At 60.8% G+C, this 14,912-nt stretch carries 12 protein-coding genes and 1 pseudogene; 8 read left to right on the forward strand and 5 right to left on the reverse strand.

Annotated elements, in window-relative coordinates; translation table 11 throughout:
• Positions 1-198: 198 nt before the first annotated feature.
• Complete coding sequence (locus tag AU074_RS18830) at positions 199-513, reverse strand: amidase (protein WP_076015996.1); 315 nt, start codon at positions 511-513, stop codon at positions 199-201.
• The gene (locus AU074_RS18835) at positions 510-1,589 is read right to left on the reverse strand and encodes a serine hydrolase (RefSeq protein ID WP_076015997.1); all 1,080 of its coding nucleotides are present in this window, start codon (positions 1,587-1,589) and stop codon (positions 510-512) included. The genes AU074_RS18830 and AU074_RS18835 overlap by 4 nt, the downstream gene beginning before the upstream one ends.
• Before the next feature lie 1,052 nt (positions 1,590-2,641).
• On the opposite strand from AU074_RS18835, the gene olsB reads away from it, so the two are divergent.
• A complete protein-coding gene (olsB, locus tag AU074_RS18845) occupies positions 2,642-3,397 on the forward strand; it encodes an L-ornithine N(alpha)-acyltransferase (RefSeq protein ID WP_010176659.1) in 756 nt (251 codons plus the stop codon).
• Positions 3,397-4,191 (forward strand): lysophospholipid acyltransferase family protein, encoded by a 795-nt coding sequence (locus AU074_RS18850; RefSeq protein ID WP_076015998.1) that lies wholly within the window; start codon positions 3,397-3,399, stop codon positions 4,189-4,191. The genes olsB and AU074_RS18850 overlap by 1 nt, the downstream gene beginning before the upstream one ends.
• A 77-nt stretch (positions 4,192-4,268) precedes the next feature.
• Here AU074_RS18850 and AU074_RS18855 read toward each other — a convergent pair whose 3' ends face one another.
• Positions 4,269-4,856: an ACP phosphodiesterase gene (locus tag AU074_RS18855; protein ID WP_076015999.1), complete on the reverse strand. Its 588-nt coding sequence runs from the start codon at positions 4,854-4,856 to the stop codon at positions 4,269-4,271.
• A 156-nt stretch (positions 4,857-5,012) separates the two neighbouring features.
• Here AU074_RS18855 and AU074_RS18860 point away from each other — a divergent pair, with 156 nt between their 5' ends.
• The 3 genes from AU074_RS18860 to AU074_RS18870 are packed head-to-tail and all read left to right on the forward strand — an operon-like array spanning position 5,013 to position 7,589.
• Positions 5,013-5,327, forward strand: coding sequence for a helix-turn-helix transcriptional regulator (locus tag AU074_RS18860; protein WP_003219793.1), 315 nt, complete (start codon positions 5,013-5,015; stop codon positions 5,325-5,327).
• A gap of 13 nt (positions 5,328-5,340) precedes the next feature.
• Positions 5,341-6,507: an MFS transporter gene (locus AU074_RS18865; protein WP_076016000.1), complete on the forward strand. Its 1,167-nt coding sequence runs from the start codon at positions 5,341-5,343 to the stop codon at positions 6,505-6,507.
• Between the two features lie 26 nt (positions 6,508-6,533).
• Positions 6,534-7,589: an alkene reductase gene (locus AU074_RS18870; RefSeq protein WP_076016001.1), complete on the forward strand. Its 1,056-nt coding sequence runs from the start codon at positions 6,534-6,536 to the stop codon at positions 7,587-7,589.
• A 352-nt stretch (positions 7,590-7,941) separates the two neighbouring features.
• Here AU074_RS18870 and AU074_RS18875 read toward each other — a convergent pair whose 3' ends face one another.
• Positions 7,942-8,574 (reverse strand): TetR family transcriptional regulator, encoded by a 633-nt coding sequence (locus AU074_RS18875; protein WP_063032772.1) that lies wholly within the window; start codon positions 8,572-8,574, stop codon positions 7,942-7,944.
• A 286-nt stretch (positions 8,575-8,860) separates the two neighbouring features.
• Between AU074_RS18875 and AU074_RS18880 the strand changes: the two genes are divergently transcribed.
• Genes AU074_RS18880 through adeC form a run of 3 tightly spaced genes read left to right on the forward strand, consistent with a single transcriptional unit; the run spans position 8,861 to position 14,628 of the window.
• Positions 8,861-10,009, forward strand: a complete 1,149-nt coding sequence (locus AU074_RS18880; protein WP_076016002.1) for an efflux RND transporter periplasmic adaptor subunit — start codon at positions 8,861-8,863, stop codon at positions 10,007-10,009.
• A gap of 3 nt (positions 10,010-10,012) precedes the next feature.
• Positions 10,013-13,174: an efflux RND transporter permease subunit gene (locus tag AU074_RS18885; protein WP_076016003.1), complete on the forward strand. Its 3,162-nt coding sequence runs from the start codon at positions 10,013-10,015 to the stop codon at positions 13,172-13,174.
• Entirely contained in the window at positions 13,171-14,628 is a 1,458-nt protein-coding gene (gene adeC / locus AU074_RS18890; RefSeq protein WP_076016004.1) for an AdeC/AdeK/OprM family multidrug efflux complex outer membrane factor, read from the forward strand. The genes AU074_RS18885 and adeC overlap by 4 nt, the downstream gene beginning before the upstream one ends.
• Before the next feature lie 99 nt (positions 14,629-14,727).
• On the opposite strand, the pseudogene AU074_RS18895 reads toward adeC, so the two are convergent.
• A pseudogene (locus tag AU074_RS18895) lies at positions 14,728-14,912 on the reverse strand (IS256 family transposase); the annotation flags it as partial.

Consider the following 14,912-nt stretch of genomic DNA (forward strand, 5'->3'; position numbering starts at 1 on the left):
AGCACGGAGCATTAGACCTGCAGCCGGTGAGACCCTTGTGGCGAGGGGGCTTGTCCCCCGTTGGGCTGCGAAGCAGCCCCATCAAAGCGACTCATTTTTTCAGGTAAGACGCGGCGACAGGTTTTGGGGCCGCTGCGCAACCCAACGGGGGACAAGCCCCCTTGCCACAGAAAGCGCGACAGCCTGTAAATCCGCGTATCAGGGTGTGAGGCGGCAGCCCTCGCGTTGGCCCAGCCATTGGGCGCTGTGGGTGCGGCCCAGGCCGCTGGCGGTCACCCGGTGTTTTTCCGGGTTGTCGGTGAAGGCGCTGGTGGGCACGTATTGCTTCACATAACCCACGCAATAATCAGCGGGATTGCCTTCCACGTACCGGCACGAGCAGTACTCCTTGGCGGTGTAGGCGGCGATGATGTCGGGGAAGGCTTGCAGGTTGACCCGCTCGTGCCAGACCCAGCCGAGCAACACGAGCAGCAGCAGGATCAACAGGCTGATGAAGGGATGACGGCGGATCATGGTTGCACCGCCGCAAGGACGCGCTTGAGGAGTTCGTTGTGGCGATAGCTACCGTCGCGGTCGTCGCCGTAGCGCACGATCACCAGGTGTTCATCGGGCATCACGTAGAGCGCTTGGCCCCAATGGCCAAGAGCGGCGAAGGTGTCAGCGGGCGCGTCCGGCCAGGGTTTGGCGGCGCCTTGCACTTCGCGGTTGAGCCACCATTGGCCGCCGGGGACGGCTTCGTCCTGGCCGGGCTTGTAGCGGTCGAAGGGTTGGCGGTTGAACGTGACCCACTCTTTGGGCAGCAGTTGGCGATCGCCCCAGCGGCCATCACGCTGCATCAGCAGGCCTACGCGCGCCAGGTCGCGGGCGGTGAGGTAGGCGTATGAGGACGCGACGAAGGTTTCGTCGGCGTCGCTTTCCCAGGTGGCGTTGCGGATACCCAGCGGCTGGAACAGGGCGGTCCATGGGTAGTCGATGTAGGCCTTGTGGCCGAGCATGCCTTTGAGGGTGGCGGACAAAATATTGCTATCGCCGCTGGAATAGCGGAAGGCCTGGCCGGGGGTGCTGAAGGTAGCGGTGTCGGCGGTGAATTCGGCCATGTCGTGGCGGCCGCGGGTATAGAGCATTGCGACCACCGAGGATTTCAGTGGAGCGAATTCGTAGTCTTCCTGCCAGTCGAGGCCTGAGGCCCAGTGCAGGAGGTCGGCCATGGTTACGCTCGGGTGTTGTTTCATGGGTGGGTAAAAGCGAGCGGCGGGGTCGGTGAGTTTGAAACGGTTTTCGCCGAATGCCACGCCGAGTACCGTGGCCATCAGGCTTTTGCTGATGGACCAGGTGAGGTGCGGGGTGTTGGCGGTGGTGGGGGCGGCGTAGCGTTCGTAGATGATTTGGCCGTCGCGGATGACCAGCAGAGCATCGGTGCGGATGCCTTTGCGGGTGGTGTCGTCGCGGGGTGGGAACGCGTAGTCATCCAGGGCCTGGGTGGCCGGGCTGGTTAGTTGCTGGCCTTGGGACCAGTCTTTGGACGGCCAGGTTTCGGCGTGGGCCGTCAGGGTGAACAGCAGCGCGGCGTAGAGCAGGCCTTTGAACATGGAGTTTGAGACTCAGGGCATTCAAGCCCGCGAGGCTAGCCCAGGGGGATGACGGTTTTGTTACGGGCCCTGGGGGGAGTACATATCCGTTATTTGGGTGATGGCTGATATGGGTTCCGCTCTTACAGCGGCTCACTTTTGAACAGCACAAAAGTAAGCAAAACGCTCTTGCCCCACCACTCGGCACCTCGCTTGGGCTCGGTGTGCCCTCACTCCGGCTTTGGAGCGTGGGCCGCCGCGATGGGCCATCCATGGCCCAGCGCGGCTAACCCGGCGTCCTGCCGGGTTACCCACGCTCCAAAGCCTGCGTTCGGCCAGCGTGGTTTAACGGGGCGCCTAAGATCAAGATCAAAAGCAGATCAAGGGCACAGCGGCCTACAGGCCGGCTTGAGTGTGGTGAAGCAAAGGCTAAATCAAAAGCAACGGCAAACGCGGTCCACTGTGGGAGCGGGCTTGCTCGCGAAGGTCGTTAACGATGACGCTGGCATCCTGGATGAACGCGGCGGTCTCAGGTTTTTCGCGAGCAAGCTCGCTCCTACAGGAAAGCAGCTCTGCTTTTGCTTTTAACACTCAAGCCGGCCTGTAGGCCGCTGTGCTCTAGCTTTTGATCTGCTTGTGATCTTGATCTGCGGGCCCCGTCAACCACGATGGCCGCAAGCAGGCACGGTGGAGCGGGTAAATCGGCAGGGAAGCCGATTTAGCCGCGCCGGGCCATGGATGGCCCGTCGCGGCGGCCCGCGGAGCCGAGCAGGAGTGCGGGCATGCCGAGCCTAGGCGAGGCACCGAGTGGTGGGGCAAAGACCTTTTGGTTACTTTTGGCTGGGCCGGCATTCCGGGCGTTTGCCAAAAGTGACCCGCTGTAAGAGCGGAACCCTAAGCCGCCGTTACCGAAGAAACGGATATGTACACAAACAACCCAACAACCCACCGGCGAAACGCCTGTCATCTAAGCGTCACCGTAACTTCATGGAGATGACACCGGCCCTACATAGCCTGACATGGCACAAACAAGTCGACCGGCCGCAACCCTGGCCGGCACTCGGAGACTCGCCATGACTCAGATCGCCCGCATCAGCGACACCGGCAATGAACGCCGCCTGCAAGCCGAACGCCTGATCGGCGCTCAGGCTTTGCAGGAAGCCCAGGCCCTGCGCTTCAACGTGTTCAGCGGCGAATTCAACGCCAAGCTGAAAGGCGCTGAACTGGGCCTGGACATGGATGACTATGATGTTCACTGCAGCCACATCGGCGTGCGGGATTTGAACAGCGGTCGACTCGTCGCCACCACCCGTTTGCTCGACCACCAGGCCGCCAGCACCCTGGGCCGCTTCTACAGTGAAGAAGAATTCAGCCTCCACGGCCTGCTCCACCTCAAAGGCCCGATCCTGGAAATCGGCCGCACCTGCGTCGACCCCGCCTACCGCAACGGCGGCACCATCGCGGTGTTGTGGGGCGAGTTGGCCGAGGTGCTCAACCAGGGCGGCTACAGCTACCTGATGGGCTGCGCGAGCATCCCGATGCACGACGGCGGCATCCAGGCTCACGCGATCATGCAGCGCCTGCGCGAACGCTACCTGTGCAACGAACACCTGCGGGCCGAGCCGAAAAAGCCACTGCCAGCGCTGGACCTGCCGTCCAACGTCATCGCTGAAATGCCGCCCCTGCTCAAGGCCTACATGCGCCTGGGCGCGAAGATTTGCGGCGAACCGTGCTGGGACGAAGACTTCCAGGTGGCCGACGTCTTCATCCTGCTCAAGCGCGACGAGTTGTGCCCGCGTTATGCCCGCCACTTCAAGGCAGCCATGTGATGAGCCGCCTTCGGGTGTACGGGCGAATTGCCCGCGTGCTGGTGGTGGTGGCCCTGGGTTTGACCATGGCCAGTGTGTTTGGCGTATTTGAGCGTTTGGGCGTGGCCAACTCGATGGTGCGCCGTCAGCGCTGGTCGCGGTTTTTCATGGCACGGTTGACCAACGCCCTGCCCTTTCGCGTAACCGTTCACGGTGAGTTGCCGCAACAGTCGATGCTGTGGGTCAGCAACCATGTGTCGTGGACCGACATTCCGCTGCTGGGGATGGTGGCGCCGATGTCGTTCCTGTCCAAGGCCGAGGTGCGCACCTGGCCGGTGGCGGGCTGGTTGGCAGCCAAGGCCGGCAGCCTGTTTATCCGCCGCGGTTCGGGTGACAGTCAGTTGATCCGCAAACAGATGACGCGTCACTTGGAACAAAAACACCCGCTGTTGATGTTCCCGGAAGGCACCACCACCGACGGCCGCACCCTGCGTACGTTCCATGGGCGGTTATTGGCCAGCGCAATTGATGCCGACGTGTCGCTGCAACCGGTGGCGATTCGTTACCTGCGCGACGGCAAAATCGACCCGCTGGCACCGTTCATTGGCGATGATGATTTGCTCTCGCACCTGATGCGCTTGTTTGGCAATGACCAGGGCGATGTGGAAATTCATCTGCTCAAGCCGATTGCCTGCGCCGGGCAGGAGCGTGCGGCGCTGGCGTTCCAGGCGCAGCAAGCGGTGCAGAAGGCGTTGTTTGGTGAAGTGGTGCAGCCGGCAGAACCGCGCCGAGCCGGAACCCTGGCCGCCGCCTGAATGCATACCCTGTAGGAGCGAGCTTGCTCGCGAAAAGCTAATAGGCGACACGGGCGACCGGGAGCACTGCGTTATCGTTAACGATCTTCGCGAGCAAGCTCGCTCCTACAGAATGTTTGCAAGATCGGATAAAACATCCGGAAGTCCTCACTCAACGGCTCATACAGCGCTCGCAATTCCTGCATGGCATGGCCCAGTTCTTCGGGCCGTGTCAGGCGCCGGCCGATTCCCCGCAGTACCTGTTCCATCACCGCAAATTCCCGATACGAACCCAGCCAGTCATCCGCCGCCATGTACGGCGCAATCTGCGCCAGCCGCCCCGGCAGCGCCGGCTCTTCGGCGAGCACCCGGTATACCCGGGAGGTAAAACGCTCGAGAGGTTGATCGGCGTACAACGCCCAATCCCGCGCCAGGCAGTGGTCGAAAAACACATCGAGGACGATCCCGGCGTAGCGGCGTCGGGTCAGTGTGAAGCGCGACAGCGCCTCCCCTATCAGTGGATGGCTGTCGGTGTAGCGATCGATTGAGCGGTGCAACTGAATCGCCGACTCGATTTGCGGGCTGAACTGGCCTTGCAGGCGACCTTTAACAAAGTCGCCATACAGGCTGCCGAGCAATTGAGCAGGAAGTTGGCCGCCAAGGTGCAGATGTGCGAGATAATTCATGGCGTGCAGTTTAGCACTGCCGCCAACGTATCGTTATAACCCGATATACCGATTTAATCTGGCCTAAGACCAAAATCATATTGGTGTATCGGGATGTAACGATTTAAAGTTCGCCTCATCGCGATATAACGTTTTACAAACTTGAGCATCACTGCCATGTCCATCGACCTCGACGAAATAATAAAAGCCCTGGCGCACCCAGTACGGCGAGACATCCTCAACTGGCTGAAAGACCCGAAAGTGCAATTCCCCGAGCAGTTGCACAACCACGAATACGGCATTTGCGCCGGGCAGATCGATCAACGCTGCGGACTGTCCCAGTCCACCGTGTCGGCGCACCTGGCGAACCTGCAACGGGCGGGGCTGATCAGCAGCCAGAAGGCCGGCCAATGGCACTTTTTCAAACGCAATGAGGACGTGATCCAAGCCTTCCTCAAAGCGCTCACCGAAGAACTCAGCGCACCGCTGTAACAAGGACTCACCCATGCCTCTCTCGCTACTCATCCTGGCCTTAAGCGCCTTCGCCATCGGTACCACCGAGTTCGTCATCATGGGGCTGTTGCCCGATGTGGCGGCCGACCTCGGTGTATCGATTCCCGGCGCCGGCTGGCTGGTGACCGGTTACGCCCTGGGCGTGGCCATCGGTGCGCCGTTCATGGCACTGGCCACCGCCAAGCTGCCGCGCAAGGCTGCCCTGGTAGCGTTGATGGGCATCTTCATCGTCGGCAACCTGCTCTGCGCCCTGGCCAGCGACTACAACGTGCTGATGTTTGCCCGTGTGGTCACCGCGCTGTGCCACGGTGCCTTCTTTGGTATCGGTTCGGTGGTCGCCGCCAACCTGGTGCCGGCCAACAAGCGTGCTTCGGCTGTGGCGCTGATGTTCACCGGCTTGACCCTGGCCAACGTGCTCGGCGTGCCGCTGGGCACCGCGTTGGGTCAGGAAGCCGGCTGGCGCTCGACCTTCTGGGCCGTGACAGTCATAGGTGTGATTGCGTTGATCGGCCTGATCCGCTTCCTGCCGGCCAAGCGTGACGAGGAAAAACTCGACATGCGCGCCGAACTGAGAGCGCTCAAAGGTGCCGGGATCTGGCTGTCGCTGAGCATGACCGCGCTATTCGCCGCCTCGATGTTCACCCTCTTTACCTACGTCGCGCCGCTGCTGGGGGATGTCACTGGGGTCTCGCCCAAAGGCGTGACCTGGACCCTGCTGCTGATCGGCCTGGGCCTGACCGTCGGCAACATCATCGGCGGCAAGCTGGCAGACAAGCGCCTGGCCGCCACCTTGATCGGTGTATTCATCAGCATGGCGGTGGTGTCCACGGTACTGACCTGGACCAGCGTCGCCGTGATCCCGACTGAAATCACCCTGTTCCTCTGGGCCACCGCCTCGTTTGCCGCCGTACCGGCGCTGCAAATCAATGTGGTGACCTTCGGTAAAGCGGCGCCGAACCTGGTCTCCACCTTGAACATCGGCGCCTTCAACATCGGCAACGCCCTCGGTGCCTGGGTGGGTGGCAGCGTGATTGCCCACGGTTTCGGCCTGACCAGCGTGCCCCTGGCTGCTGCGGCACTGGCGGTGCTCGCGCTGCTGGTGACCCTGATTACTTTCCGTCAGAGCGGCGATGCCGACCTGGCCCCCGCGACTAACTGATCAACTAAAGAGAAGGGTGTTATCCCATGACGACTATTTTCGACCCGATCAAACTGGGCGACCTGGAACTGTCGAACCGCATCATCATGGCGCCGCTGACCCGCTGCCGTGCCGACGCCGGTCGCGTACCCAATGCGCTGATGGCTGAATACTACGTACAACGCGCTTCCGCCGGCCTGATCCTCAGCGAAGCGACTTCCGTGACGCCAATGGGCGTGGGTTACCCGGACACCCCGGGCATCTGGTCCAACGACCAGGTACGCGGCTGGGCCAATGTAACCAAGGCCGTACACGGCGCGGGCGGCAAGATCTTCCTGCAACTGTGGCACGTAGGCCGGATCTCCCACGAGTCGTACCTGGACGGCGAAGCACCGGTCGCCCCAAGCGCCATCCCGGCCAAGGGCCACGTCAGCCTGGTGCGTCCGCTGGCCGACTACCCTACCCCGCGCGCCCTGGAAATCGCTGAAATCGCCGACATCGTCGACGCTTACCGCGTAGGCGCCGAGAACGCCAAGGCCGCCGGCTTTGACGGCGTGGAAGTCCACGGTGCGAACGGCTACCTGCTTGACCAGTTCCTGCAAAGCAGCACCAACCAGCGCACCGACAACTACGGTGGCTCCCTGGAAAACCGTGCACGCTTGCTGCTCGAAGTCACTGACGCAGTGATTGAAGTCTGGGGCGCCGGTCGTGTCGGTGTTCACTTGGCACCACGCGCCGACGCACACGACATGGGCGACGCCAACCTGTCGGAAACCTTCACCTACGTCGCCAAAGAGCTGGGCAAACGTGGCATCGCGTTCATCTGCTCCCGTGAAAAGGAAGCAGGCGACAGCCTGGGCCCACAACTGAAAGCAGCTTTCGGCGGCCCGTACATCGCCAACGAACGCTTCACCAAGGACAGCGCCAACGCCTGGCTGGCCTCCGGCAAAGCTGACGCCGTAGCGTTTGGCGTGCCGTTCATCGCCAACCCGGACCTGCCCGCTCGCCTGAAGGCCGATGCGCCGCTGAACGAAGCACACCCAGAGACGTTCTACGCCAAAGGCCCGGTCGGCTACATCGACTATCCAACCCTGGCCCTCTGATCTACTGAAACGAAAAAGCCCCGGCTTGCGAGAGCCGGGGCTTTTTTATGGACTGCGGGAAACATTCCCCTGTAGGAGCGAGCTTGCTCGCGAAAAACGCCCAGGTGACGCGTTAATCCAGAATGCCTGCGTTATCGTTGACGATCTTCGCGAGCAAGCTCGTTCCTACAGAGGGCGCGGGAAACATTCCTTCACAGCCTTGCAACAATATTGCTACAAAATACTTAGCAAACTACCTATCAACCGCCCGCCAGCCCGTATATAAAGTCACCCCACAAAATCAGGGAACAGTCTGGTTGATCTCCCTTGGTCTTTATTGTTGACACAACTGGTCGCAATTACGCATTTTGTCTTAATTGCGCAGGCCAGGGCTCAAGCGCAGCATGTCCAACGCGATATCGACCCATCGCTCTGCATCCTGGGCCAACTGAAAGCTGTCGGGCACCAGCAGCCATTGACCGAGTATGCCGTCGATATAGGCGTGCATGCACACCGCCGCACGTACGGTGTCGAGATTCTCCGGAAGCTGCCCGCGATGGACCGCGTTACGCAGGGTTAGCCCGATGCGCAGGTTGCATTCAAGGCTGGCGGTCTGGCGCTGACGGCGCAGATCACACATTTCATCGGTGAATTCGCACTTATGAAACAAAATCTCATTGATGCGCCGGGTCTTCGGGTCCAGGGCCACTTGATGGAACAGATGAATCAGCAGCTTGCGCATGCAACCCAGCGGATCGACCTCGTCCTCGCTCTCACTGGCCCTGGCCAATTCATCCAGCGGCTCGTGCAGCGTGTCGAGCATCGCCTGCACCAGGTCGGCCTTGTTGCTGAAATGCCAATAGATGGCGCCACGCGTCACGCCTGCCAGCGTGGCAATATCCGCCAGCGTGGTACGCGCAACCCCGCGCTCGTAAAAGGCCTGCTCGGCCGCTTCAAGAATCTGGCTGCGCGTTTCCTGAGCTTCCTCTTTGGTACGACGAACCATGGCAGTAAAACCTCAATCAGGAGACTTGGGGTGATCGGTAACGCAGCCGTAACCGCCGCTAACGACCATCTGAATAATTGTGGGACGACGCCTTCATGGGCGCCGAACGTACTAGAATCGAGGCTTTGGGCAGTGCTTTGTCAACATTCCGCGAAGCCTGTCAAGAGTTTACAAACAACCATGAACGTAAGTATATTGCGTAGCAAGCTACTTATCCACTCAGTGCCTGTTTTTTACCCTTCCACACTTCTTGTGCGCACCCTGCGCGCCTGACCCGAGGATCTTCATGCAACTTAAGCCAGCTGTTACCGCCCTGGTTACTGCCGTCGCCCTGGCATCGCTGCTCAGCGGATGTAAAAAGGAAGAAGCGGCTCCGCCCGCTCAAACCCCTCAGGTCGGCGTGGTCACTATTCAACCTCAAGCCTTTACCCTGACATCCGAGCTGCCAGGCCGCACCACGGCCTACCGCATTGCCGAGGTTCGCCCTCAGGTCAACGGCATCATTCTCAAGCGTCTGTTCAAGGAAGGGGGCGACGTCAAGGAAGGCCAGCAGCTCTATCAGATCGATCCGTCGGTGTATGACGCATCCCTGAAAAGCGCCCAGGCCAACCTGGCCCAGACCAAGTCGATTGCCGATCGCTACAAGCAATTGGTCGACGAGCAAGCGGTCAGCCGTCAGGAATACGACACCGCGGTGTCCAACCGCATGACCTCTGAAGCCAATGTGCAAACGGCCCAGATCAATGTGCGCTACACCAAGGTCTTCGCCCCGATCTCCGGGCGTATCGGCCGCTCCTCGGTCACCGAAGGCGCGCTGGTCAGCAATGGCCAGACCGACGCGATGGCGGTGATCCAGCAACTGGACCCGATCTACGTCGACGTCACGCAGTCCTCCGCCGAGATGCTGAAACTGCGTCGTGACCTGGAAAGCGGCCAGCTGGAAAAAGCCGGCGATAACGCTGCCAAGGTCAAGCTGACCCTGGAAGACGGCAGCGACTACAAGCTGGACGGCAAGCTGGAGTTCTCCGAAGTCTCGGTCGACCAGACCACCGGTTCCGTGACCCTGCGTGCCGTATTCCCGAACCCGGATCACACCCTGCTGCCAGGCATGTTCGTACACGCCCAACTGCAAGCCGGCGTGAACAGCAAGGCCATCCTGGCTCCGCAACAAGGCGTCACTCGTGACCTCAAGGGTGTACCGACGGCGCTGATCGTGAACAAGGACAACAAGGTCGAGCAACGTGTCCTGGTGGCCAACCGTACTTCCGGCGCCTACTGGCTGGTGGAAAAAGGCCTGGACGCTGGTGACCGCGTGATCACCGAAGGCCTGCAATTCATCAAGCCGGGCATCGAAGTCAAGGTCAAGGACGCTGACAACGCTAAACCCGCCGGCACTGCTGCAGCGCCTGCTGCCGATGCTGGTAAAGGGGAGTAATCCATGTCGAAATTTTTTATCGACCGTCCCATTTTCGCCTGGGTAATTGCCCTGGTGATCATGCTGGTCGGGGCACTGTCGATCCTGAAGTTGCCCATCAACCAGTACCCGGCCATTGCGCCAACCGCCATTGATATCCAGGTGACCTACCCAGGCGCGTCCGCACAAACCGTGCAGGACACCGTGGTGCAGGTTATCGAGCAACAGCTCAACGGTATCGACAACCTGCGTTATGTTTCCTCGGACAGTAACTCCGACGGCAGCATGACCATCACCGTGACGTTCAACCAGGGTACCAACCCGGATATCGCCCAGGTTCAGGTGCAGAACAAGTTGAACCTGGCTACCCCACTGCTGCCGCAAGAAGTGCAGCAGCAGGGTATCCGCGTGACCAAGTCGGTGAAGAACTTCCTGATGGTGATTGGTCTGGTGTCGGAAGACGGCAGCATGACCAAGGACGACCTGTCCAACTACATCGTATCCAACATCCAGGACCCGATTTCGCGGACCGCCGGTGTAGGTGACTTCCAGGTGTTCGGCTCGCAGTACGCCATGCGTATCTGGCTCGACCCGGCCAAGCTGAACAACTACCAGCTCACGCCGGTGGATGTGAGCACAGCGATCTCCGCACAGAACGTGCAGGTGGCTACCGGCCAACTCGGCGGCCTGCCTGCCGTGCCCGGCACCCAGTTGAACGCGACCATCATCGGCAAGACTCGCCTGCAGTCTGCAGAGCAGTTCGGCAATATCCTGATGAAGGTCAATACTGACGGCTCACAGGTACGCCTGAAGGATGTCGCCCGTATTGAGTTGGGCGGTCAGAACTACAGCATCGCTGCGCAGTTCAACGGCAAGCCGGCATCCGGTATGGCGATCAAGCTGGCGGCCGGTGCTAACGCGCTGGACACCGGCAAGGCCATCCGCGCCACTGTAGCGTCCCTGGAACCGTTCTTCCCGCCTGGCATGAAGGCTGTGGTGCCGTATGACACCACGCCGGTAGTGACCGAATCGATCTCCGGTGTGGTTGACACCCTGGTCGAAGCGATCGTGCTGGTGTTCCTGGTGATGTTCCTGTTCCTGCAGAACTTCCGCGCCACCATCATCACCACCATGACGGTGCCGGTGGTGTTGCTGGGTACCTTCGGGATCCTGGCTGCGTTCGGCTTCACCATCAACACCCTGACCATGTTCGGCATGATCCTGGCCATCGGCTTGCTGGTGGACGATGCCATCGTAGTGGTGGAAAACGTCGAACGGGTAATGGCCGAGGAGCACTTGTCGCCTAAAGAGGCGACGGTCAAGTCGATGGGCCAGATCCAGGGCGCCCTGGTGGGTATTGCTCTGGTGCTGTCGGCGGTACTGCTGCCGATGGCATTCTTCGGCGGCTCCACCGGTGTGATCTACAAACAGTTCTCCATCACCATTGTTTCGGCGATGGCGTTGTCGGTACTGGTTGCCCTGATCTTCACCCCGGCCCTGTGCGCCACCATGCTCAAGCCGGTCGACCCGGAAACACACGGCCAACCCAAGCGCGGCTTCTTCGGCTGGTTCAACCGTACCTTCGACCGTGGCGTATTGAGCTACGAACGCGGCGTCGGCAACATGATCAAGCACAAGATTCCAGCATTCCTGGTCTATGCGCTGATCCTCGCCGGCATGATTTGGCTGTTCATGCGAATCCCTGCCGCGTTCCTGCCCGATGAAGACCAGGGCGTGATCTTCGCTCAGGTACAGACGCCGGTCGGTTCTTCGGCGGAGCGCACGCAGACCGTCATCGACGATATGCGTGCCTACCTGCTGAACGACAAGGAAGGCGAGCCAGGCGAAGGCAAAGGCGTAAAATCGGTGTTTACCGTAAACGGCTTCAACTTCGCAGGTCGTGGTCAGAGCTCTGGCCTGGCCTTCGTGATGCTCAAGTCATGGGAGGAGCGCGACGCATCCAACTCGGTATTCGAGATTGCCAAGCGCGCCCAGGGTTACTTCTCCCAGACGTTCAAGGACGCCATGGTATTTGCCATCGTGCCGCCTTCGGTTCTGGAATTGGGTAACGCCACCGGTTTCGACGTGTTCCTGCAAGACCAGGGCGGCGTCGGTCACGACAAGCTGATGGCCGCACGCAACCAGTTCCTTGGTGCAGCGGCACAAAGCAAGATCCTGGCAGGTGTGCGTCCCAACGGCGTGAACGATGAACCGCAGTACGAGCTCAGCGTCGACGACGAGAAGGCCAGCGCCCTAGGCATTAGCCTGGCAGACATCCAACAGACCTTGGCCATCGCTCTGGGTGGCAGCTACGTCAACGACTTCATCGACCGTGGTCGTGTGAAGAAAGTGTACGTGCAGGGCGACGCCGCCAGCCGGATGTCCCCGGAAGACCTGGATAAATGGTACGTGCGCAGCACCTCCGGGAAGATGGTGCCAATGTCGGCCATCTCGTCGGGCAAGTGGATCTACGGTTCGCCGAAACTCTCGCGCTACAACGGTGTAGCTGCGATGGAAATCCTCGGTACTCCGGCACCTGGCTACAGTACCGGTGACGCGATGACAGAAGTCGAGCGCATTGCCAAGGACCTGCCGGCGGGTGTCGGTTATGCGTGGACCGGCCTGTCGTACGAAGAACGTCTGTCCGGCTCTCAGGCACCTGCGCTGTACGCCCTGTCGCTGCTGGTCGTGTTCCTCTGCCTCGCGGCACTGTACGAAAGCTGGTCGATCCCGATTGCGGTGATTCTGGTTGTACCGCTGGGTGTGATCGGTGCCCTGATCGCCACCAGCCTGCGGGGACTGTCCAACGACGTGTTCTTCCAGGTAGGTCTGTTGGTGACGGTGGGTCTGGCGGCGAAAAACGCCATCCTGATCGTGGAGTTCGCCAAAGAGCTCCACGAACAGGGCAAAGGCATCGTCGAGTCGGCCATCGAGGCATCTCGCATGCGTCTGCGACCGATCATCATGACGTCCATGGCGTTCATGCTCGGCGTACTGCCACTGGCGATTTCCACAGGTGCAGGCTCAGGTAGCCAGCACGCCATCGGTACGGGCGTAATTGGCGGTATGATCACCGCCACGGTCCTCGCGATCTTCTGGGTCCCCCTGTTCTTCGCAACCGTGTCCTCCGCTGGCGAGCGTAAAAAGACTGAAACCAAGCAAACTCCTAAAGAGGCTGGCCAATGAGCAAGTCGCTACTTTCCTTAGCCGTCACGGCATTCGTGCTCAGTGGCTGCTCGCTGATCCCGGACTACCAGCGCCCTGAAGCGCCGGTAGCCGCGCAGTTCCCGCAGGGGCCGGCGTATTCGTCGGCCCAGGCGCCGGGCCAGGCCGCTGCCGAGCAAGGCTGGAAGCAGTTTTTCCATGACCCTGCCCTGCAACAACTGATCCAGACTGCACTGGTGAACAACCGCGACCTGCGTGTCGCGGCCCTGAACATCGACGCGTATGCCGCGCAGTACCAGATCCAGCGTGCCGACCTGTTCCCGGCAATCTCGGCCACGGGCAGCGGCAGCCGTTCGCGCACCCCGGCCAAGCTGTCGCAGACCGGCGAAGCAGGCATCACCAGCCAATATTCGGCGGGTCTCGGGATCAGTTCTTATGAGCTGGACCTGTTCGGCCGCGTCCGTAGCCTGAGCGAACAAGCGCTGCAACAATACTTCGCCACTGAAGAAGCGCGTCGCACCACCCAGATCAGCCTGGTGGCCAGCGTGGCCAACGCCTACCTGACCTGGCAGGCCGACAAGGAACTGCTCAAGCTCACCCAGGACACCCTGGGCGCGTTCGAACAGAGCTACAAGCTCACCTCGCGCAGCAACGAAGTCGGCGTGGCATCGGCGCTGGACTTGAGCCAGGCCCGTACCTCGGTGGAAAACGCCCGGGTTGCACTGGCGCGCTATACCCGCCAGGTGGCTCAGGACGAAAACAGCCTGACCCTGCTGCTGGGCACCGGCCTGCCGGCGAACATCGCCAGCCGGCCATTGGCTGATGACCTGTTGAGCGAAGTACCGGCCGGCCTGCCGTCGGACCTGCTGCAACGTCGTCCCGACATCCTGCAGGCCGAGTACAACCTCAAGGCGGCCAACGCCAACATCGGCGCCGCACGGGCTGCGTTCTTCCCGAGCATCAGCCTGACCGCCAGCGCCGGCACCGCGAGCCCGACCCTGGGCGGCCTGTTCAAGGGCGGTTCGGGTACCTGGTCGTTTGCACCGCAGATCAACATCCCGATCTTCAACGCTGGCAGCCTGCGCGCCAGCCTGGATTACTCGAAAATCCAGAAAGAGATCAACGTCGCCAACTACGAGAAAGCGATCCAGACCGGCTTCCAGGAAGTCTCCGACGGCCTCGCCGCCCGTGAGACCTACAAGCAGCAACTGGACGCCCAACGTGGCTTCGTCGCGGCCAACCAGGATTACTACCGCCTGGCCGAGCGTCGCTACCGCATTGGTGTCGACAGCAACCTGACGTTCCTCGATGCCCAGCGCCAACTGTTCAGTGCCCAGCAATCGCTGATCACCGACCGCCTGGCGCAGCTCAACAGCGAGGTCAACCTATACAAGGCCCTCGGTGGTGGCTGGAACGAACAAACCGCGAAAAACGAGCCGTTGAAAGAAGAAGCACCGGCCTTGAAGTTGTTCTGATAGTGGCGCAGTAAAGATAGTGGCGCAGTAAACAAAAACGAGAGTGTCAGATTTTTTGTGTTCGGGCCGGTTACGGCCTGCCGTCAGGCAGGCCTAGCTTTACCAGGTCGGCCTGATAAATCGATCTCCGTACAGAATCGCAAATTGATTCATCGCGCTCTTCCAATCATGAGCTGCACTGCCCCAATTCGCGGTGATATTTCGCAATGCCAGCCAGATTAGCTTTGTCGCGGACTCATCCGTTGGGAAGTGGCCTCGCGTCTTGATGATCTTGCGCAACTGGG

Source organism: Pseudomonas sp. ATCC PTA-122608, assembly GCF_001952855.1.
GTDB lineage: Bacteria > Pseudomonadota > Gammaproteobacteria > Pseudomonadales > Pseudomonadaceae > Aquipseudomonas.

Excerpts from the sequence above, each read along its gene's own strand:
- AU074_RS18830 (WP_076015996.1), bottom strand. The coding sequence starts at position 513 with ATGATCCGCCGTCATCCCTTCATCAGCCTGTTGATCCTGCTGCTGCTC.
- AU074_RS18835 (WP_076015997.1), bottom strand. The coding sequence starts at position 1,589 with ATGTTCAAAGGCCTGCTCTACGCCGCGCTGCTGTTCACCCTGACGGCC.
- olsB (WP_010176659.1), top strand. The coding sequence starts at position 2,642 with ATGACTCAGATCGCCCGCATCAGCGACACCGGCAATGAACGCCGCCTG.
- AU074_RS18850 (WP_076015998.1), top strand. The coding sequence starts at position 3,397 with ATGAGCCGCCTTCGGGTGTACGGGCGAATTGCCCGCGTGCTGGTGGTG.
- AU074_RS18855 (WP_076015999.1), bottom strand. The coding sequence starts at position 4,856 with ATGAATTATCTCGCACATCTGCACCTTGGCGGCCAACTTCCTGCTCAA.
- AU074_RS18860 (WP_003219793.1), top strand. The coding sequence starts at position 5,013 with ATGTCCATCGACCTCGACGAAATAATAAAAGCCCTGGCGCACCCAGTA.
- AU074_RS18865 (WP_076016000.1), top strand. The coding sequence starts at position 5,341 with ATGCCTCTCTCGCTACTCATCCTGGCCTTAAGCGCCTTCGCCATCGGT.
- AU074_RS18870 (WP_076016001.1), top strand. The coding sequence starts at position 6,534 with ATGACGACTATTTTCGACCCGATCAAACTGGGCGACCTGGAACTGTCG.
- AU074_RS18875 (WP_063032772.1), bottom strand. The coding sequence starts at position 8,574 with ATGGTTCGTCGTACCAAAGAGGAAGCTCAGGAAACGCGCAGCCAGATT.
- AU074_RS18880 (WP_076016002.1), top strand. The coding sequence starts at position 8,861 with ATGCAACTTAAGCCAGCTGTTACCGCCCTGGTTACTGCCGTCGCCCTG.
- AU074_RS18885 (WP_076016003.1), top strand. The coding sequence starts at position 10,013 with ATGTCGAAATTTTTTATCGACCGTCCCATTTTCGCCTGGGTAATTGCC.
- adeC (WP_076016004.1), top strand. The coding sequence starts at position 13,171 with ATGAGCAAGTCGCTACTTTCCTTAGCCGTCACGGCATTCGTGCTCAGT.